Consider the following 19,564-nt stretch of genomic DNA (forward strand, 5'->3'; position numbering starts at 1 on the left):
CGGCAGCAAAGTGGCAGTTCCATTGACGTGCTCTTGGCCGAAACCTATCTTCCTGTCGAAGTTACGCACGGCGTTCGACATGTCGAACGCATGGCCGTCAAAGGGGACAGCCCGTGTACCGCACCCGTTACTGGTCCACTCTCGTGGCTCCTCTGCCGGCCCTGCTTGCTCCACTCGTCACCCAGCCCGCCGCTGCGCTGTCCCCGGTCGCTGCCACGCTCAGGCGATCACTCTGGCCCCTCGCCCGTTGACCGGCCCAGCGCGACGTTCCGCGTCACGCGACAGCAGCTGCTGTCCCGCAGCACAGCGATCGCGAGCTGCCCCTTCGAACCCACCTCCCCCGATCATGGCACCCGTAGTACGACAGGAGACGCACATGGCCAGGCTCCTCGGCCGGCTGGCGGCGATATTGGTCGCCGCCTGCCTACTCTTCACCTCCCAAGCCTTGACCACACCCGAGCGGGCCGCCGCCGCTGATCCGGGCTACCTGATGGTGCACTTCACGGGGGAGGGGTCGACCAATCAGCAGATGTACCTCTCGCACAGCACGGACGGCGTGAACTGGAACGACCTCAACGGCGGCGGCATGGTTCTGCGCTCCACGGTCGGTACGAAGGGGGTGCGCGACCCCGCACTGGTGCGATCCCCCGACGGCAGCAAGTACTGGATCATCGCGACCGACCTGTGCATCGGCTGCGGGCAGACGTGGGGCTCCTCCCAGACCGATGCCAGCCGCAACCTCGTGGTGTGGGAGTCCACGGACCTGGCCACCTGGTCGCAGCCGCGGTTGCTCAACGTCGCCGGCGCGATCCCCGACGGCCGCAACGCGTGGGCGCCCGAGGCGATCTGGAACCCGGAGACCAACGACTACGTCCTGTACTGGGCGACGAACGCCACGCTGAACGGCGTGCTGAAGCACCGCATCTACTACGCCCGCACCACCGACTTCCGCACCATCACCACCCCCCAGCTCTACATCGACCGCGCCGGCACCCAGGGCATCATCGACACCCAGATCATCGAGGTGCCGTCCGGCGTCGGCAACTACCGGTACGTGCGGGCCTCCGGTGACGGCCAGATCACGCTCGAAGGCAGCAACTCGATCCTGGGGACGTGGACCAACCTCGGCAACCTCTCCGGCGTCGGCCTCACCGGCTCCCAGGTCGAAGGCCCGATGTGGATGAAGTTCAACGGCAGCAACAAGTGGGCCCTCTACCTCGACCAGTACGCCACGGGCGGCGGTTACATGCCGGTCCTGACGACCAACCCCTCCGACCCAGCCACCTACCAGAGGCAGGCGTCGGGAAGCTACAACATGGGCGGCACCAAGAAGCGCCACGGCTGGATCCTGAACATGACGGCCGCCGAGGAGAGCCGCGTGCTCGCACGCTGGCCCAACACCGCGGTCAACCGGCTCCAGTCGTTCAACTTCCAGGACCGGTACGTGCGGCACACCAACTTCGACGTGCGCATCGACCCGAACGTCAGCCCCGTCGACGACTCCCAGTTCCGGATGAGAACCGGCCTGGCGGGCACCGGCACCGTCTCCTTCGAGTCGGTGAACTTCCCCGGATACTTCCTGCGCCACACCGACTTCGACTTCTCACTGGCCTACAACGACGGCACCACCGCGTTCGCCCAGGACGCCACCTTCCGCCAGGTCGCCGGACTCGCCGACTCCACATGGTCGTCGTTCCAGTCCTACAACTACCCGGACCGGTACATCCGCCACTACGCGTACCAACTCAAGCTCGAACCGATCACCACCGTGACGGCGCGCAGCGACGCCACCTTCCGTGTGACGAGCTGACCCGCGCAGAACAGGGATGCCGGCGCCTTCACGGCGACCTCTCACCCGCCGCCCGCTCAGCTGACCGGGCAGGCGCCGGCATCCGGTGGTTTCGTAAGCGAGAGCGAGCGACGGTGAAGACCTCTCGTATTGTCCGGCGGTCGGACGAGGACGGTGAAGAGGCGGTACTGCAGGCCACCCGCATCACCCTGTGTCTGCCGGCCCAGCGAATCGGGCAGCTCAGCGAGCAGATCCAGGCCTGGGCAGTGAGGCGTCCTTCGCCGCGCTGTGCGGGGTCAGCCCTGTCGCGCGTTCCTCGGGCAGCCGGCAGGACCGTCGCCTCAACCGTGGCGGCGACCGGCAGGCCAACGCCGCCCTGCACCAGATCGTGCAGACTCGCCTGCGCTTCGACCCGCGCACCGAGGACTACCACGAACGCCGCAGCAAAGAGGGCAAGACCCGACGCGAAATCGTCCGATGCCTCAGACGCTACGCTGCCCGGGAGGTCTTCCACCTGGTCGGATCCACACACTCGTGCCCCCCGTCACAGGGGCGGTGTGAGACGACGAAGCCCCGCCGGGAAGAGCGGTACCTGTTGCAGCCGCACCAGCTATGTGCGGAGTCCCAGTACTTGGCCATCTACTCGGCAGGGCCGACATCAACGGCATCCCGCTCCCGTGTTGCCGGGCTCACCGCTGGCCGCCCGGGAGAACGCATGGTCACGCGGGTTCGTGCCTCTGGGCCTCGACAGCAACGTCGGGAGACTGCCGATATCATCGGCCGCACGCCGTTGACCAGCCCATCGGCCACTACGTTCAGGTTGTGTTCAGGCTCGGACGGGCCTCGGGCAACTTGAGCACCGGAAGCGCCAAAACTCTGGTAAAGGGGTCTGGGGCAACCGTCGGGCGCCGTGCCATCGTGCCTGCCATGACGACAGATCACCTCACTCACGACCGGCCTTCGCGCCGCGCACGACACGTGGCGAGCAAGGTGCCGGAGGTGACCGTCTACTTCTGGATCATCAAGGTGCTGACGACCGGCATGGGCGAGACGGCCTCCGACTTCCTGGCCCATGTGCTCGGCCCGATACCCGCCGTCGGCCTCGGCGGCATCGCCCTGGTGGCCGCTCTGGCGGTGCAGTTCGCGGTCCGTCGGTACGTGGCCTGGATCTACTGGACGGCGATCGTCATGGTCAGCGTGTTCGGCACGATGGCCGCCGACGTCCTGCACGTCGGTCTCGGTGTGCCGTACACGCTCTCGACGCCGTTCTTCATAGCCGTATTGGCCGCCGTCTTCGCCCTCTGGTACCGCAGTGAACGCACGCTGTCCATCCACAGCATCCACACCCGGAGCCGCGAGAGTTTCTACTGGGCCGCCGTGCTGGCCACGTTCGCGCTGGGCACCGCCGCGGGCGACCTCACCGCCACGATCGGCCTGGGTTACCTGGGCTCCGCAGTCCTGTACGCCGCCGCGATCGCCGTTCCGGCTGTCGCTCACCGCTGGAGCAGCCTGAACGCGGTGGCCGCGTTCTGGGCCGCGTACGTCATCACCCGCCCGCTCGGTGCCTCCGTCGCCGACTGGATGGCCGTCGGCCATGACCGAGGCGGACTCGACCTGGGGCTGGGGCCGGTCACGCTGTCCTGGACGGTGGCCATCCTCGGCTTCGTCGGCTATCTGGCCGCCTCTCGCAAGGACATCCAGCACGACGCCACGCTGTGACACGCGCGACGGGTTCGGATTCCGGATGACAGGGTCGTGCAGCCTGTTCTGCCCCCCCGGTACCGCCGAGCGGGGCCGCCGTCATCCGGCAGGCAGGCAGGCAGGCAGGCTGACCAAGAACCGTGCCCCGGGCGTGTGCCCGGGGTCGTACGTCACCTCGCCGCCGGTGGAGCGGGCCAGGCGTCGCGCCAGCGGCAGTCCCAGGCCCGCTCCGCCGTGTCCGTCACCGGGATGCGCGCGTTGACCGGGCTCGAAGAGCTGTCCGGCGAACGGGGGGCGGTATGCCGGGTCCGTCGTCGATGACGTCGACGCGTAAGCAGGAACTGCAGCACACAGACGGTGGCCAGTTGGGCGGGCGAGATGCCGGGGCGTCCGTCGCGCGGGTACCAGCCCGCGAAGTCCTCGTCGAACCACGGCCCGTCCAGCCGAGCATGCCCGCTGATCATGCTGGCGCACCGGAAAACTCCAAGATCCCCGACAGAGTCAAGCTCAGGACCCCGCACACCCTGAGTAGGCCCCACGTCATCCCCTGCCACGGGCCCCACGCTCGGGCGTGGGGATCGGCCGGCCCGTCAGCGACGCCTCGTCGCTTCAACCGAAACGGGGAGGCTAATGGAGGCTAATGGATCTTCTGCTGCTCCAACCACTTGAGGACATCGGTCTTCTCGTACAGAACCTTGGCATTCCTGCCACGACCCAGCTTGTACCCCTTCAGCCCAGGCTGCGAAGCTTCCCTGCAGCCCAGCTGGTGGACATGCCGAGCAGCTTTGCAGCCTCGCCGGATCAGACGACGAATCTTGCTCGACCTGATGGTCGGATGGTCGGATGGTCGAGCCCTGCTGTGGCGATCGTCACGAGGGTCTTCGGGGGGCCGCTGCGTACGCTGTTCGTGGCCGTTCGTGAGGGACACCCCGGGGGGCGTGAGGATGACCCCGGATGCCCCTCCCGGCGTCTGATGAACCGTCAGAAAAGTCAGTAGGGTGTGGAAATAGCCCTTGACCTGCAAAAACGCAGGCAGGGAGCCTACTTTTCGGGAGTACCTCGATGCTGCGCACCATGTTCAAGTCCAAGATCCATCGCGCCACCGTCACCCAGGCCGACCTGCACTACGTGGGATCGGTGACCATCGACGCCGACCTGCTCGACGCCGCCGACCTGCTGCCCGGCGAACTCGTGCACATCGTCGACATCACCAACGGGGCCCGGCTCGAGACATACGTCATCGAGGGCGAGCGCGGGTCGGGTGTCGTCGGGATCAACGGAGCGGCCGCCCACCTCGTCCACCCCGGCGATCTGGTGATCATCATCAGTTACGCTCAGGTGACCGACGCCGAGGCAGGGGCACTCGAACCCCGGGTCGTGCACGTGGACCGAGACAACCGCGTCGTGGCCCTGGGGGCCGACCCGTCCGAGCCGGTGCCGGGCTCGGACCAGGAGCGCAGCCCGCAGGCCGTGGTGGTCTGACCCCCGACTTTCGACGATCTTCGGACCAGAAGCGTGCCCATGAGCGACATCGAGATCCGCGACGACCGGGCGGCGGGCCGCCTGGAGGCGATCGGCGGCGGTTCGGGTGAAGTAGTCGGCCACGTCGAGTAGTTCGTCCTCGACTCGCCCGAGGGCGCGCTCGTCCCGGTCCACATGATCGTCGAACCGGCCCACGAGGGGAAGGGCATCGCGGGCTCCCTGGCGCGTGAGCTGTACGCCATGGCGAAGCGCGAGGGCATCGTCGTCGCCCCGCTGTGCCCGTACGTCGTCAAGTGGGCCGAACGCCACCCCGACGAGGCTCCGCCGGCCGCCCCTGAACTGCTGCGGGCGGCGAAGCAGTGGCTGGTCGCGCATCCGGGCCGGTTCTGAGCGACCGTCCGGGCCGGTTCTGAGCGACGCGGTCCGACCACTCCGGTTGAACGTCCTCGCCGGACCGGTCGCGACACCGCCGACGCCGTCCCGCCCTCGGCGAGGAGGTACGCGGGGCGCACGCCCGCAGACCCACCCGGCTCAGCCCCTTCACGCGGCGGGGTGAGTGGTGGCGCTGCCGTCGGGTACGCGGGGGAGTAGTCCAGAGCCGATGTCGACCGACTGGCCGGAGGACGCCATGACCAACCCGTACCCCGATCCCGTCCACCCGGACCCCACGCCGGGTCCCGGGCCGGGACCCACACCCGGCCCGGACCCCCAGCCCCCGCAGCCGGGCCCGACTCCGACGCCGCCCCCGCCGGGTCCGACCCCGACGCCGCCCCCGCCGGACCCGGATCCGACGCCACCCGCGCCCGGACCCACCCCGCCCCCGCACCCGAACCCGACCCCGGAGCCGTCTCCGTCCCCGATCCCCCCGGGCCCGGAGCCGGTCCCGAACCCGGAGCCGGGACCGCCCCTGTCCTGAGCCGGCACCGCCGGTCCCAGGGCCCGGCGTACAAAACAGCGGTGGACGGCCACCGGGCCGCCCACCGCCGTTCGTCGAACCTCCGTACCGCGTCTCTACTCGGAGACCTCCGACCGGTCCCCGCCCCAGAGCGTGTGGAACGACCCGTCCCGGTCGGTCCGCCGGTAGGTGTGCGCACCGAAGAAGTCCCGCTGCCCCTGCGTGAGCGCCGCGGGCAGCCGCTCCGCGCGCAGGGCGTCGTAGTAGGCGAGGGCCGCCGCGAAGCCCGGCGTCGGGACGCCCTGGCGGGTCGCGGCGATGATGACCTCACGCCAGTCGTCCTGGGCCGCGGCGATCTCCTGCGCGAACGTCTCGTCGGACAGCAGGCTCGGCAGGTCGGCCCGGGCGTCGTACGCGGCACGGATCCGGTCCAGGAAGGCCGCGCGGATGATGCAGCCGCCCCGCCAGAGCGAGGAGACCGAGCCGAGGTCGATGTCCCAGCCGTACTCCTCGCTGCCCGCGGCGATCTCGTGGAAGCCCTGCGTGTACGACACGATCTTCGAGGCGTACAGCGCCTGCTCCACCCGGTCCGCGAAGGCCCCCGCCTCGGACTCGCTCAGCGGTGACGCCTTCGGCCCGGCGAGCCCCCGCGAGGCCTGCCGCAGCGCGGCGTGCCCGGAGAGCGAGCGGGCGAAGACCGCCTCCGCGATGCCGGAGACCGGGACGCCGAGGTCGAGGGCGATCTGGACGGTCCAGCGTCCGGTGCCCTTCTGCTCGGCCTCGTCCACCACCACGTCCACGAAGGGCTTGCCGGTCGCCGCGTCCACGTGCGACAGCACCTCGGCGGTGATCTCGATCAGGTAGGAGTCGAGCCGCCCGGTGTTCCACGTACGGAAGATCTCGGCGATCTGCGCGGGCTCGTATCCGGCGACGTCGCGCAGCAGTTGGTACGCCTCGCCGATCAGCTGCATGTCGGCGTACTCGATGCCGTTGTGCACCATCTTCACGAAGTGCCCGGCGCCGTCAGGACCCACGTGCGTCACGCACGGCGCCCCGTCCGCCGCCTTCGCGGAGATCTTCTCCAGCATCGGACCGAGCGAGTCGTAGGACTCCTTCGAGCCGCCCGGCATGATGCTCGGCCCGTGCAGCGCGCCCTCCTCGCCGCCGGAGACGCCGGTGCCGACGAAGTGGATGCCCTGCTCGCGCAGTGCGCGCTCCCGGCGCCGGGTGTCCGCGAAGTGGGCGTTGCCGCCGTCGATGATCATGTCGCCGGGTTCCAGAAGCGGGGCGAACTCCTCGATCACCGCGTCGGTCGGCTCCCCGGCCTTCACCATGACGACCAGCCGCCGCGGCCGCTCCAGCGCCGCCACGAAGTCCTTGGCGGTCTCGGCCGCAACGAAGTCGCCCTCGCTCCCGAACTCCTCCACCAGCGCGTGCGTACGCGACGCCGTCCGGTTGTGCACAGCGACCGTGTAGCCGTTGCGCGCGAAGTTTCGGGCGAGGTTGCGGCCCATGACCGCGAGTCCGGTGACGCCGATCTGGGCTGAAGTGCTCATACGGTTGGCTCCCATGTAAGTCCGGAAATCAGTGGTGCCGGTCGTGCGTACCCAATACTGCCCCTCGGCCATCCTGACGCGCCCGCCCACCGATCGCACATCCGGGGTGTTTTCCGGAGGCGCGTACGCAGATACGTGTCAGGATCCTTTGTGGCTCAGTGAAGCAGGTAATCCGGCAGCACGAAGGAGCCCCTGCGGGACAGTGGATGACCGCGGGACACGCCGAGCACGAGCCGGGCCAGACGTTCGACCTCGCTCACGTAGTGCCTGGGCGAGGACACCCCGCGGAAGTCGACCTGCGGCTCTGTGGAGACGAACGGAGGGCGATCCATGTCACCCAGCAGTACGGTGACCACGCGTTTCCTGCCCAGCGCCGTGGTGTACTCCTCCGCTGCCGACGTCGAGCGCATCCAGTGCGGACTCACCACGGGGACAAGCACGTCGGAGTTGGCCAGAGCGACCTGAATCCGAGAATCCCAGTGATCGCCGACGCCGAGGTGCCACTGGTCCACCCACACACGCAGACCCAGTCGCTGGAGGTTCTCGGCGAGGGCCAGCGCCCAGTCCTGGTCTTCGTGGGCATAGGAGACGAAGACGTCGAAGCGCTCGTCAGGACTGTGCCCCGGCGCACTGAACTCGACCGGCACGGGCCCCTTGCGCAGTTGGGCGGCGATGGCACGAGCGGCTTGGGGCAGTGTGCCGTTCTCCAGATTGAAGGCCTGCAGGGTCCGGGCGACATGGGGCAGCGTGGCGAGCGCCTCGGAGGAGGTCACCACGGGCAGCGTGAGCCGCTCGGTGACCGAACTGACCGAATGGCGCAGAAAATACGTGATGTCCCGCTCTTGCTCGACCGGGGGGTGTTCGTCCGCGAGCATGACCAAGTGGCGGCACTCGTCCATGAGTAGCTGTCGCAACTCGGGAGAGGGCGGAACGTCCGGTCCGTCAATCCGCCCCGGCATCGTCGTCACACCGTTCTCGTTCAGCAACGGAATGATGTCCCGGGCCAGCCTCTGGGTCGTCCGGCTGTAGCTGATGAAGACGTCCGCCTCGTACGTCCGCCGTGCTGCCTGCACCGCGCTGTCGACGTAGGAGTCACGGTTCTCGATCAACAGACGTCCGTCTTCCAGGCGACGGGCGAGGAGCGCGGCGAGCGAAGCGATGCTGTAGGTGACCTGCTCGGGGTTGCGATGGCTTTCGGTGAGGGCGGGAAGCGACTCGCCGAAGGACCAGATGGGGAAGTAGGGGATGGTGATCCGCTGCAGCAGTTCAGCCGCAGTGCTTCCTCGCGGAGCCCAGTCCCTGAGGCGCGGTTCCATCCGCTCGGCCAGCGTCCGGCGCCAGGTCTCGCCCTGTTCGTACTCGGGCTGTGCGTCGAACCTGCTCAGCAGCGGCACGGTCAGCAGGCGCGGCCGGTCGTAGGGGAGACCGTCCCTGGCCTTCATGGCGCGGTCGACGATGTCCAGGACGCCGTCCACGTTCTGCTGGTTCGCGGTGAAGGCGAAGACGAGCACGTCGGGGACCTGCGCGGTGCAGATGCCTCCGGAGTCGGTGATGCCGGTGCGGCTGTCGACGAGGACGACGTCGTAGTGGTTCATCCACTCCGCTCGCCACGATTCGAGGGTCTCCCCGAAATCGTGGTCGGCGTACAGGTTCTCCCAGTCGACTTCCTGAAGGCGGGAGATGTAGGTCTCGTCCTGTCTGCCGGCCGGGATCAGATCCAGCCGTACGCCTTCGGGGAGGCTGACCGCGGTGCGATGCTCCATGGCGAGGGACGGGCGGGTGGGTGCGTCGCGGGCTTCCTCGACCATTTCCAACAGCCCTGCCCGGGGCGGGGACTCCAGGTACGGGTCGAAGAAGTACGAGAGTCCCGGCGCCTCGAGATCCCAGTCGACGCACAGCACCCGATAACCCCAACGAGCCAGGAGAACCGCCGTGTTGGCGAGAGCGAAGCTGCGGCCCACTCCACCCTTGTACGAGTAGAACGTGACGATCTGGCCGGTCTCCATCAGGCACCGAACCGTGGGAGCGGGGCAGGCCGGGCTTGGGCCACCGGTGGCATCTTGGTCGGCCAGTCGCCACACCACTCGGGTACTTGCGCCAGGCGTTGGCGAATGTCTCCCGCGAGGCGCTGCACCTCTTGATGGAAGTCCGCGTACGACTCGGAGTCCCGGTACTTGAGGTGAGGCACGCTGTAGTTCTTGAACGCGTTGTCGAGCTGTCGGCGGTGTACCTCCGCCGGGAAGTTCTCACCGTCCGCGAACACGACAGGGAAGATGAGGCCCTGGCGTTGTGTCAGCCTTTCCCGCTCCTCCATCGTTCCCCACTCGGCCGCGCACCACTCCGAGTGGAAGTACGGAGCGGACAGGACGGGAACCAGCAGCCGACTCCTGCGCAGTGATCCCACGAGCTCGTCGGGCCATGGGATACCGATCTTGTCGTTGAGATGGCGATCGATGAAGATCTCGACCTTCCCGATCTCGTCCTCCAGGCAGCCCTTGAGGATGGGGAAGAAGTGATTCCAGACCCATTCCCTGACGTGTCCCGCGCTTCTTCGGTAACTGATGAACACGTCGAACTCGTAGTCCATCGCTGCCCCATTCCCCGTGTCCAGGAATCTGCCTGAACACGACTCCGCCCCTGGTGGAACGGAGTGTAGCCGCCTGATGACTGGTCAACTCCACTTTGCGTGGACCACCTTGAACGAGTTCCCGCCCCACGGAGGTAAAGGAAGCGGCCGATTGCCGTCTTGTCATGGCCTGTTCGCAGCGCTTACTTTTGCCCCTCCTGACGCATGTCGAGGGGGGCTTCTTCATGGCCGTACGCGGCCGGCACCGCCGGTATCAGCCGAACAGGATCAACCGCGCCTCGCTCACCGTCACGGCGGGCGGCGCCGGGATGGCGATGCCGCTCATCGGGGCCGGGGCCGCGCAGGCCGCCGACGTGGACACCTGGAACAAGGTCGCCGCGTGCGAGTCGAGCAACGACTGGAACATCAACACCGGCAACGGCTACTACGGCGGACTGCAGTTCACCCGGTCCACCTGGGAGGCGTACGGCGGCACGCGGTACGCGCCGAGGGCGGATCTGGCCACCAAGGACCAGCAGATCGCCGTGGCGGAGAAGGTGCTGGACGGGCAGGGGCCCGGAGCCTGGCCGACGTGCTCGGTGCGGGCCGGGCTGACGCGGGGCGGCGACACCCCGGACATCCGTCCCGCCGGGACCGGCGACAGCACCCCGAAGAAGTCGGGCAGCGGCTCCGCGGCGGACGTGCAGCCGCAGACCACGCCCCAGTCCCGGGCCGGGACCGCCGAGATGTACACGGTGGTCCGCGGCGACTCGCTCTCCGAGATCGCCGACGCCGAGCGCGTCCCGGGCGGTTGGCGCGGGCTGTACACGGCCAACCGGAAGACCATCGGCTCGGATCCCGACCTGATCGTGCCCGGCCAGCGGCTGAAGCTGCGCGGCCAGGAGGCCGCCGGCACCACCACGACCACGCAGTCCGGCAGCGGCAGGTCCACCAGCGAGAAGGCCTCTTCGAGCACCCAGAGCACCCAGGACACTCAGAACACCCAGGACACTGAAGACAAGGCCACGACCGGCCATTCCCTGGTCTCCCCGGTGAACGCCACCCTGGGCACGCCCTACCGCAAGACGGGTTCCTCCTGGTCGAAGGGCTACCACACCGGCGTCGACTTCGCCGTGCCCACCGGCACGTCCGTGAAGGCGGTCGCGGCCGGCAAGGTCGTCACCTCCGGGTGGGGCGGTTCGTTCGGGTACCAGGTGGTGATCCGGCACTCCGACGGCCGCTACACCCAGTACGCGCATCTGTCGGCGATCTCCGTGAAGGCCGGGCAGACGGTGGGCGGCGGTCAGCGCCTCGGGCGTTCGGGCTCCACCGGCAACAGCACGGGCCCGCATCTGCACTTCGAGGTGCGGACGGGGCCCGGCTTCGGAACGGACATCGACCCGGTGGCCTATCTGAGGGCCGGGGGCGTCAGGATCTGACGCGGGTCCGGCGCCGGCCCCGGCCGCGCACCGACAGCGGAATGAACGGGCCGCCGTAGAAGGGACCGTAGAGATACGGCGGTACATCGGTCACCGACGGCTCCGCGTCCTTGGGGGCGTCCTGCCGGACGGGCGGGACGCTCTCCAGTGCCGGTGGTGTGCTGTCCGGCACCGGCGGGACGCTCTTCAGCACCGACGGCGACACAGGGGCCGGAACGAGCACGCTCTCCGGGATCGCGGCAGCCACCGGTGCCGGGGCGGGCACGGGTTCCTGAACCGCCGTGGTCGACGGGGTCGGGACGAGCACGCCCTCCCGCACCCCCGGCTGCTCGGGCACCCGCGCCGACGGTCCCTCGGCAGGGACCGGCTCGGCAAGCGGTGCCACCGGCTGGGCCGCGGGCTGGGGCTGCGGCTCCACGGGCTCCGCGTGCGTACGCTCCATCCGCTCCGTCGTCAGCAGGATCAGGCCGCCCGCCGCGACCACACCGCAGCTCAGCGCGAGGGCGGTGCCCGTCGTGCCGTAGCGGAAGGTTTCTCCGAACATCGTGATGCCGACCGCGGCCGCCGCCACCGGGTTCACGACCGTGAGCGTGGCCAGCGGGGCCGCGAGGCCCGCGCCGCGGTAGGAGGCCTGGGAGAGCAGCATGCCGGCCGTGGCCAGGACGCCGATCACGGCCAGGGACGGCACGTCGGCCGTGGAGACGCCGCCCGTCCAGTCGACGGCGACGGTCTTCGTGAACACCGAGGACATGCCGAACGCTATGCCGGACGCCACGGCGAGCAGGATGCTGCGCACCGCCGGGTGCCGGTGTGCGGCCCGGCCGGCGATCATCAGCGTGATCACCGCACCGGCGGTGACGACGGCCACGCCCACCCGCTGCGTGGTGTCCAGCGACTGCGCGTCGGACGCGCCCACCAGGGAGAGCAGACCGGCGAGACCGACCGTGGCCATTATCGCGCCGCGCCACGCCGTCGCGCCGGCCTTGCGGCCGACGAACAGTGCGGCCATGGGCAGGGCGAAGACGATGGTCAGCGCGCCCAGCGGCTGGACCAGGCTCAGCGGGCCGTAGGCGAGTGCCACCACGTGCAGCAGTGCGCCCAGGCCGTTCAGCGCGACCGCCGCCCACCAGATGGGCCGGCGCAGCGGTGCGTACTGCTGACCGGGGGAGGACACCGCCACCTGCTCCTGGACGATCGCTCCGCCCGCATACGCCACGGCGGAGACGAACGACAGCAGCACGGACAACGCGAGGGCACTCATGAGCGACTCCTCTGCGTGAGGCGGGGGCGCTGGGCCCGGCGCTGCGTACGGTCGGCTTCCATAACCAATACGATCCCGCGAAAATTTCTTCCCGTCGTCGTACCTGAGCAGGCAATGGGTCCTACTGCCGATGGAGTACGAATCGGTCGCCATCATCCCCAAGGTGGGTGACCCGGGGCGGACCCCTAGTGGTCGCAGCCCCTAGAAGCCTTGGTACTACTGCTGTTCGTGGACCTCGACCCCGATCTCGCCGCGTTGCGCCCGCTCGGCGGCTTCTTCGCCCTGCGCACCGCACTAAACCCGGCAGGAGCCCCGCAGGCCTCCCTGCCCACGCTCGCGCAGGCGTACGCGAAGGGTTCGGCGGATGTTTACGGCAATCCTATGACTTTTCGTGTACGGAAAGTAGGGGAGGTCCTTCGCTCTCCCGAGGTGCGGATCGCCGCCTCGGTCGCCCAGCAGGGACTCGCTGCCCGCCTGTGGTCGGTGGCCCTCGGCTGCGCCGCCCTCTACGACCGGATCCCCGACCTCGACCCCCGGCTGCTGCACTGGGATCCCGACGGCAGCGCCCCCGACGACCTGTGGCTGTCCGCCGTACGACCGCTGCCCGCGGACGCCGAGACCCTCACCGACGTCGTACTGCACGCCCACCTGCGGCCACTGACCGAGCACCTGCACTCCCGTTACCGAGTCGCCGAAGGCCTGCTGTGGGGCAACGCCGCCTCCGCGCTGGCGGGCGCCGCCCGGCAGCTGGACGGCTGGGCGCGAGTTCACGGCCGTACGGACGTGGCCGCCCGAGCCCGTGCCCGCACCGCGGAACTCCTCGCCCACCCCCTCCTCGCGGGCACCGGCATCCTCACCGGAACCGCCTTCCGGCGGCGCAGCTGCTGCCTCTACTACCGTGTGCCCGGCGGAGGCGTCTGCGGTGACTGTTGCTTCACACGACCCCCGCGGTCTTCCCCGCGCGCCGCATCTGGGTGACCATGAAGGCAAGCAGCCGCTGAGACAGGGGGTTCCGGGTGCGAGTGGGCCTGTTGACCCGGGAGTACCCGCCGGACGTGTACGGCGGTGCGGGTGTTCATGTCGAGTTCCTCGCCCGGGAGTTGAGGTCCCTCGTCGACCTTGACGTGCACTGCTGGGGGGAGGGCCGCGCGGAGGGCGTGATCCGCCACCGCCCCTGGTCCGCGCTGGACACCGCCAACGACGCGCTGCGCACCTTCTCGGTGGACCTCGCGATGACCGCCGGCCTCGAAGGCCGCGAACTCGTCCACTCCCACACCTGGTACGCCAACCTCGCCGGCCACCTCGGCAAGCTCCTGTACGGCATCCCGCACGTGATGACCGCCCACTCGTTGGAGCCCCTGCGCCCCTGGAAGGCCGAGCAACTCGGCGGCGGATACGCCCTGTCCAGCTGGGCGGAGCGCACCGCGATCGAGGCCGCCGACGGGGTGATCGCGGTGTCCGGCGCCATGCGCGAGGACATCCTCGGCTGCTATCCGGCGCTGGATCCGGCCAAGGTCCACATCGTGCACAACGGCATCGACACCACCCTCTACCGACCCGACCACGGCACCGACGTCCTGCGCCGCATCGGCCTCGACCCGGACCGCCCGTACGTCCTGTTCGTCGGCCGCATCACCCGCCAGAAGGGCGTCCCGCATCTGCTGCGCGCGGTCCGGGACATCGACCCGGCCGCGCAGGTCGTGCTGTGCGCCGGCGCCCCCGACACCCCCGAGATCGACCAGGAGTTCCGCGAGCTCTTCCAGGAGCTGAGCCGGGTCCGCGAGGGCGTGCACTGGATCCCGCAGATGCTGCCGCGCCCCGAGGTGATCCAACTCCTCACGCACGCGGCGGTGTTCGTCTGCCCTTCGGTGTACGAGCCCCTCGGCATCGTCAATCTGGAGGCGATGGCGTGCGGAACCCCCGTCGTGGCCTCCCGGGTCGGCGGCATTCCCGAAGTCGTGGACGACGGGAAGACAGGGATACTCGTCCCGGTCGACGACGACTTCGAGACGGGCCTCGCGCGGGCGCTGGATTCGGTCCTCGGTGACCCGGCGGCCGCGCGGGACATGGGTGAGGCCGGACGGCAGCGAGCGGTGGGCGAGTTCGGCTGGGACGCGGTCGCCCGGCGTACCGTCCGGCTCTACGAGGAGATCCTCAAGCCGGATTAGTGCGACAGGAGTTCCTCGAACAGGCGTAGCGCGACCTGCCCAGGGGCAGGAATGGATCAACCAGGTGAGGGGAGCGGCCATGCGTCGTGGTGGTCCTTCGGTGCTCGGCATCGTGCTGGCGGGCGGAGAGGGCAAACGCCTGATGCCCCTGACCGCGGACCGCGCGAAACCTGCGGTCACCTTCGGCGGCACATACCGCCTGGTCGACTTCGTGCTGTCCAACCTCGTCAACGGCGACATCCTGCGCATCTGCGTCCTCACGCAGTACAAGTCGCACTCGCTGGACCGGCACATCACCACCACCTGGCGGATGTCCAGCCTGCTCGGCAACTACATCACGCCGGTTCCGGCACAGCAGCGTCTCGGCCCCCGCTGGTACCTGGGCAGCGCCGACGCGATCCTGCAGTCCCTGAACCTCATCTACGACGAACGTCCTGAGTACGTGGCCGTCTTCGGCGCCGACCACGTCTACCGCATGGACCCGCGGCAGATGCTCGCCCAGCACATCGAGGGCGGCGCGGGCGTGACGGTGGCCGGCATCCGCGTACCGCGCTCCGAGTCGCCGTCCTTCGGTGTGATCACGCCGGGCTCGGACGGCCAGACGGTGGAGCGCTTCCTGGAGAAGCCCCTCGACCCGCCGGGCCTGGCCGACGACCCCGAGTGCGTGTTCGCCTCGATGGGCAACTACATCTTCACCACCAAGGCCCTCATCGAGGCGCTCCAGCGGGACGCCGAGGACGTCAACTCGGTGCACGACATGGGCGGCTCGATCCTGCCCCAGCTGACCGACCGCGGCGAGGCCCAGCTCTACGACTTCAGCGCCAACCACGTGCCCGGCGAGACCACCCGCGACCAGGGCTACTGGCGGGACGTCGGCACGCTCGACGCGTACTACGACGCCCACATGGACCTCATCGCCGAGCGCCCCACCTTCAACCTCTACAACCGCAGCTGGCCCATCTACACCCACTCCGGCCAGCTCTCCCCGGCCCGCTTCAACGCCGGCGGCATCGCCAGCGAGTCCATCATCAGCTCGGGCTGCCTGATCCGCGGCCAGGTCACGCGCTCGGTGCTCTCGCCGGGTGTCGTGGTCGACCCGGGAGCCGTCGTCCAGGGCTCGGTGCTGCACGACAACGTGCACATCGGGCGGGGCGCGGTGGTGCGCGGTGCCGTCCTGGACAAGAACGTCGAGGTGCCGCCCGGCGCGACCATCGGCGTGAACCCGGAGCGGGACGCCGAGCTGTACACGGTCTCCAAGGGCGGAGTGATCGCGTTGGGCAAGGGCCAGCGGGTGCCGTAGAGCCTCTTGCGTCGTCGGCGACGTCCACACGCGGATCGCGGACGTCGAGGGTGAGCTGAACGGGTTGTCGACGTATGACCGGAAGGCCCTGAAGCCTGCGCTGATTGACCCCATACGCCACACCGGTCCCGCCTCTCTCATGGAGGCGGGACTTAATCCGTTGTTAACTGTGCGTAGCTTGATCGTACTTGACCGTAATCGCTTCTGGGCGGTTGACTGCTGACTCACCCTTCGTCGACGCGAGGCAAGCCATTGACTTCTGACCTGCTCGCACCTCTCGACCTGGCGTTCTGGAACATGGAATCCGCCGAGCACCCCATGCACCTGGGCGCCCTCGGTGTCTTCACGGCACACTCGCCCACCGCCGGCGCCCACGCGGCCGATCTGCTGGCCGCCCGGGCCGCCGCGGTGCCCGGACTGCGGATGCGGATCCGGGACGTGTGGCCGCTGGGCTTCCCCGGGGCCTTCGGCGGCGCGGCGCGGGAGCCCGCTCCGGACTTCGACCCGCTCGCCCACGTCACCCTGCACGCCCCCACCGCGGACTTCCAGGCCGAGGCCGGCCGGCTGATGCAGCGGCCGCTGGAGCGCGAGCGGCCCCCCTGGGAGGCGCATGTGCTCCCCGGGGAGGACGGCGTCTCGTTCGCCGTGCTGTTCAAGTTCCACCACGCCCTGGCCGACGGCCTGCGCGCGCTGACGCTCGCCGCCGCGATCCTGGACCCGATGGACGTGCCGGCCCGCCGTCCCCGCCCTCTTGAGCCGCCCCGCGGCCTCCTCCCGGACGTCCGCAGACTGCCGGGGCTGGTGCGCGGCGCCCTGTCCGACGTGGGCCGGGCCCTCGACATCGGCGCCTCGGTCGCCCGCTCCACCCTGGACGTGCGCACGTCCGCCGCCCTCACCGCCCGGTCCACCGGCACCCGCCGCACCGCCGGGGTGGTCGTCGACATCGACGACGTGCACCGCGTCCGCAAGGCCGTCGGTGGCACCGTCAACGACGTCCTGATCGCCGTCGTCGCGGGCGCCCTGCGCCGCTGGCTGGACGAGCGCGGCGACGGCAGCGAGGGCGTGGCGCCCCGCGCCCTGATCCCCGTGTCCAGGCGCCGCCCGCGCACCGCCCACCCACAGGGCAACCGGCTCTCCGGGTACCTGATGCGGCTTCCCGTCGCGGACCCGGACCCGCTCGGCCGCCTTGCCACGGTCCGTACGGCCATGGACCGCAACAAGGACGCCGGACCCAACCGGGGTGCCGGAGCCGTCGCCCTGCTCGCCGACCACGTCCCGGCGCTCGGCCACCGGCTCGGCGGCCCCTTCGTGAGTCAGGCCGCCCGGCTCTGGTTCGACATCCTGGTCACCAGCGTGCCCCTGCCGGGCATCGGCCTGAAGCTCGGCGGCAACCCCGTCACCGAGGTCTTTCCCTTCGCCCCGCTGGCCCGCGGGCAGTCCCTCGCGGTCGCCATCTCGACGTACCGCGGGCGCGTGCACTACGGGCTCGTCGCCGACGCCGAGGCCGTACCGGATCTCGACCGGCTGGCCCTCGCCGTGACCGAGGAGGTGCAGACGCTGATCACCGCCTGCGACCCATGATCGTCGCGGGTTTGGTGCTATGGCCCGGCGCTCCGTAAAATGCCCTGTTCGAAAGCGGTCGTCGTCGGAGCGCCGCGCGAAACACCCAGGGAACGGCAGCGGCCATGACGGTGACAGACAACGGCTCGGCGACCACGGACGAGATCGTCTACGGTCCCGGCATCGACCCGGAGCGGCTCGCCGTCTGCCTCAGCGTGCTCGAGGAGCTCGACAAGCTGGACGTCGACCACCCCGACGCGATCACCGTGCGCCGGGCCACCGCGGGCATCTACCGCAACGTCAAGCAGCGCCGCCGCCAGGAGCGCCGGGCCGCCAAGACCGCGCACGACAAGGCGGTCACGGAGGCCACGGCGACCGGCTCCGCCCAGCGCATCGACGACGAGACGGAGGGCATCCTGCCGTCGTCGGCCACCGGGGAGGGGAAGATCGCGGGGATACTCCAGCGCCCGCGCTCCTGCTACACCTGCAAGGCCCGGTACGTGGAGGTCGACTACTTCTACCACCAGCTCTGTCCCGACTGCGCCGGCCTCAACCGTGCCAAGCGCGACGCCCGCGCCGACCTCACCGGCAAGCGCGCCCTGCTCACCGGCGGCCGCGCCAAGATCGGCATGTACATCGCGCTGCGGCTGCTGCGCGACGGCGCGCACACGACGATCACCACGCGCTTCCCGAAGGACGCCATCCGCCGCTTCAAGGCCATGGACGACTCGGGGGACTGGATGCACCGCCTGGAGGTCGTCGGCATCGACCTGCGCGACCCGGCGCAGGCCGTGGCCCTCGCCGACCAGGTCGCCGAGGCCGGCCCCCTCGACATCCTCATCAACAACGCGACGCAGACCGTGCGCCGCCTGCCCTCCGCCTACGCCGCCCTGGTCGAGGGCGAGAGCGCTCCGCTGCCGGCCGGTGAGCTGCCCGCCCACCACGTCATCGGCGCCTTCGGCTCCGGCGCGGTCAGTGATCTCGCCGGACCGGCCGCCCTGCCCGAGGGAATCTCCGGCATGGACGCGCAGCAGGTCGCCGACCTCGCCCTGGTCGCGGGCAACGCCAGCGTCGCCCGGCACCTCGACGGCACCGCCATCGACGCGGGCGGGCTCGTCCCCGACGTCGTCGACAGCAACACCTGGGTGCAGACGATCGAGCAGATCTCCCCGGTGGAGCTCCTCGAGACCCAGCTGTGCAACTACACCGCGCCGTTCATCCTGATCAGCAAGCTTCGCCCGGTCATGGCCGCCGCCGCCACGAAGGCGACCAGCGGTCGCGCGCACATCGTGAACGTCTCGGCGATGGAAGGCGTTTTCGGCCGCGGTTACAAGGGCGCCGGCCACCCGAACACGAACGCCGCCAAGGCCGCGATGAACATGGTGACGCGGACCAGCGCCCAGGAGATGTTCCAGACCGACGGCATCCTCATGACCTCGGTCGACACCGGCTGGATCACCGACGAGCGCCCCCACTACGACAAGCTGCGCCTCGCCGAGGAGGGCTTCCACGCCCCGCTCGACCTGGTCGACGGAGCGGCCCGTGTATACGACCCGATCGTCCGCGGCGAGGAGGGCGAGGACGTGTACGGCGTCTTCCTGAAGGACTACGCGCCGGGCAAGTGGTAGGACACTGATCCGCCGGCCTACGGTGGGACGCGCGCCGGTGCCCGGTGCGATGGTCACGCGTACTTCACGGTTTCGACTCCTTGCAGGCCCGCCCTCGGACCTGTTCGCCCTGTCCGGGGCGAGCGCGTAGCCGCCTTGACCGCGGGCACCCGTGCTCACCGTGCGGTGCTCAGCGGTGTCCGCGCAGCCGTTCGTGCACCGTGTACGGCGCCGACGTGT

13 protein-coding genes and 3 pseudogenes are annotated in these 19,564 nt (G+C 69.7%); 11 read left to right on the forward strand and 5 right to left on the reverse strand.

From position 1 onward, the window contains the following. Positions 1-376: 376 nt before the first annotated feature. The 3 genes and pseudogenes from AC5P09_RS27005 to AC5P09_RS27015 all read left to right on the forward strand — a co-directional run bounded on the left by AC5P09_RS27005 (position 377) and on the right by AC5P09_RS27015 (position 3,508). Positions 377-1,810 carry a glycoside hydrolase family 43 protein gene (locus AC5P09_RS27005; RefSeq protein WP_493876360.1) on the forward strand — a complete coding sequence of 478 codons (1,434 nt, stop codon included), beginning with the start codon at positions 377-379 and terminating at the stop codon, positions 1,808-1,810. Positions 1,811-2,048: 238 nt separating this feature from the next. Next, positions 2,049-2,309 (forward strand): annotated as a pseudogene (locus tag AC5P09_RS27010) (transposase); the annotation flags it as partial. A 407-nt stretch (positions 2,310-2,716) separates the two neighbouring features. After that, entirely contained in the window at positions 2,717-3,508 is a 792-nt protein-coding gene (locus AC5P09_RS27015; protein ID WP_493876361.1) for a COG4705 family protein, read from the forward strand. 81 nt (positions 3,509-3,589) lie between these two features. Here the strand turns inward: AC5P09_RS27015 and AC5P09_RS27020 are convergent. Continuing rightward, a pseudogene (locus AC5P09_RS27020) lies at positions 3,590-3,824 on the reverse strand (ATP-binding protein); the annotation flags it as partial. Positions 3,825-4,552: 728 nt separating this feature from the next. Here AC5P09_RS27020 and panD point away from each other — a divergent pair. Further along, a complete protein-coding gene (gene panD / locus AC5P09_RS27025; protein ID WP_493876362.1) occupies positions 4,553-4,972 on the forward strand; it encodes an aspartate 1-decarboxylase in 420 nt (139 codons plus the stop codon). Positions 4,973-5,011: 39 nt separating this feature from the next. Beyond that, positions 5,012-5,362: pseudogene (locus AC5P09_RS27030) on the forward strand (GNAT family N-acetyltransferase). Between the two features lie 621 nt (positions 5,363-5,983). On the opposite strand, the gene gnd reads toward AC5P09_RS27030, so the two are convergent. The 3 genes from gnd to AC5P09_RS27045 form a co-directional block, all read right to left on the reverse strand. Further along, complete coding sequence (gnd, locus tag AC5P09_RS27035; protein WP_493876363.1) at positions 5,984-7,423, reverse strand: NADP-dependent phosphogluconate dehydrogenase; 1,440 nt, start codon at positions 7,421-7,423, stop codon at positions 5,984-5,986. Positions 7,424-7,578: 155 nt separating this feature from the next. Next, entirely contained in the window at positions 7,579-9,429 is a 1,851-nt protein-coding gene (locus AC5P09_RS27040; RefSeq protein WP_493876364.1) for a KGGVGR-motif variant AAA ATPase, read from the reverse strand. Then, positions 9,429-10,010 carry a TIR domain-containing protein gene (locus AC5P09_RS27045; RefSeq protein WP_493876365.1) on the reverse strand — a complete coding sequence of 194 codons (582 nt, stop codon included), beginning with the start codon at positions 10,008-10,010 and terminating at the stop codon, positions 9,429-9,431. Before AC5P09_RS27045 ends, AC5P09_RS27040 begins: the two co-directional genes overlap by 1 nt. A 224-nt stretch (positions 10,011-10,234) precedes the next feature. Here AC5P09_RS27045 and AC5P09_RS27050 point away from each other — a divergent pair, with 224 nt between their 5' ends. After that, positions 10,235-11,428 (forward strand): transglycosylase family protein, encoded by a 1,194-nt coding sequence (locus tag AC5P09_RS27050; RefSeq protein ID WP_493876366.1) that lies wholly within the window; start codon positions 10,235-10,237, stop codon positions 11,426-11,428. On the opposite strand, the gene AC5P09_RS27055 is transcribed toward AC5P09_RS27050, so the two are convergent. Next, a complete protein-coding gene (locus tag AC5P09_RS27055; protein WP_493876367.1) occupies positions 11,418-12,689 on the reverse strand; it encodes a DMT family transporter in 1,272 nt (423 codons plus the stop codon). The genes AC5P09_RS27050 and AC5P09_RS27055 overlap by 11 nt on opposite strands. A 210-nt stretch (positions 12,690-12,899) precedes the next feature. Between AC5P09_RS27055 and AC5P09_RS27060 the strand changes: the two genes are divergently transcribed. The 5 genes from AC5P09_RS27060 to AC5P09_RS27080 all read left to right on the forward strand — a co-directional run bounded on the left by AC5P09_RS27060 (position 12,900) and on the right by AC5P09_RS27080 (position 19,345). Continuing rightward, complete coding sequence (locus AC5P09_RS27060; protein WP_493876368.1) at positions 12,900-13,667, forward strand: (2Fe-2S)-binding protein; 768 nt, start codon at positions 12,900-12,902, stop codon at positions 13,665-13,667. A gap of 38 nt (positions 13,668-13,705) precedes the next feature. Next, the gene (gene glgA / locus AC5P09_RS27065; protein WP_493876369.1) at positions 13,706-14,857 is read left to right on the forward strand and encodes a glycogen synthase; all 1,152 of its coding nucleotides are present in this window, start codon (positions 13,706-13,708) and stop codon (positions 14,855-14,857) included. 79 nt (positions 14,858-14,936) lie between these two features. Then, positions 14,937-16,157 (forward strand): glucose-1-phosphate adenylyltransferase, encoded by a 1,221-nt coding sequence (gene glgC, locus AC5P09_RS27070; protein ID WP_493876370.1) that lies wholly within the window; start codon positions 14,937-14,939, stop codon positions 16,155-16,157. 252 nt (positions 16,158-16,409) lie between these two features. Further along, positions 16,410-17,738 carry a wax ester/triacylglycerol synthase family O-acyltransferase gene (locus tag AC5P09_RS27075; RefSeq protein WP_493876371.1) on the forward strand — a complete coding sequence of 443 codons (1,329 nt, stop codon included), beginning with the start codon at positions 16,410-16,412 and terminating at the stop codon, positions 17,736-17,738. A 104-nt stretch (positions 17,739-17,842) separates the two neighbouring features. Next, complete coding sequence (locus AC5P09_RS27080) at positions 17,843-19,345, forward strand: SDR family NAD(P)-dependent oxidoreductase (RefSeq protein ID WP_493876372.1); 1,503 nt, start codon at positions 17,843-17,845, stop codon at positions 19,343-19,345. The last annotated feature ends 219 nt before the right edge of the window (positions 19,346-19,564 follow it).

This window comes from Streptomyces sp. a15 (assembly GCF_059026085.1).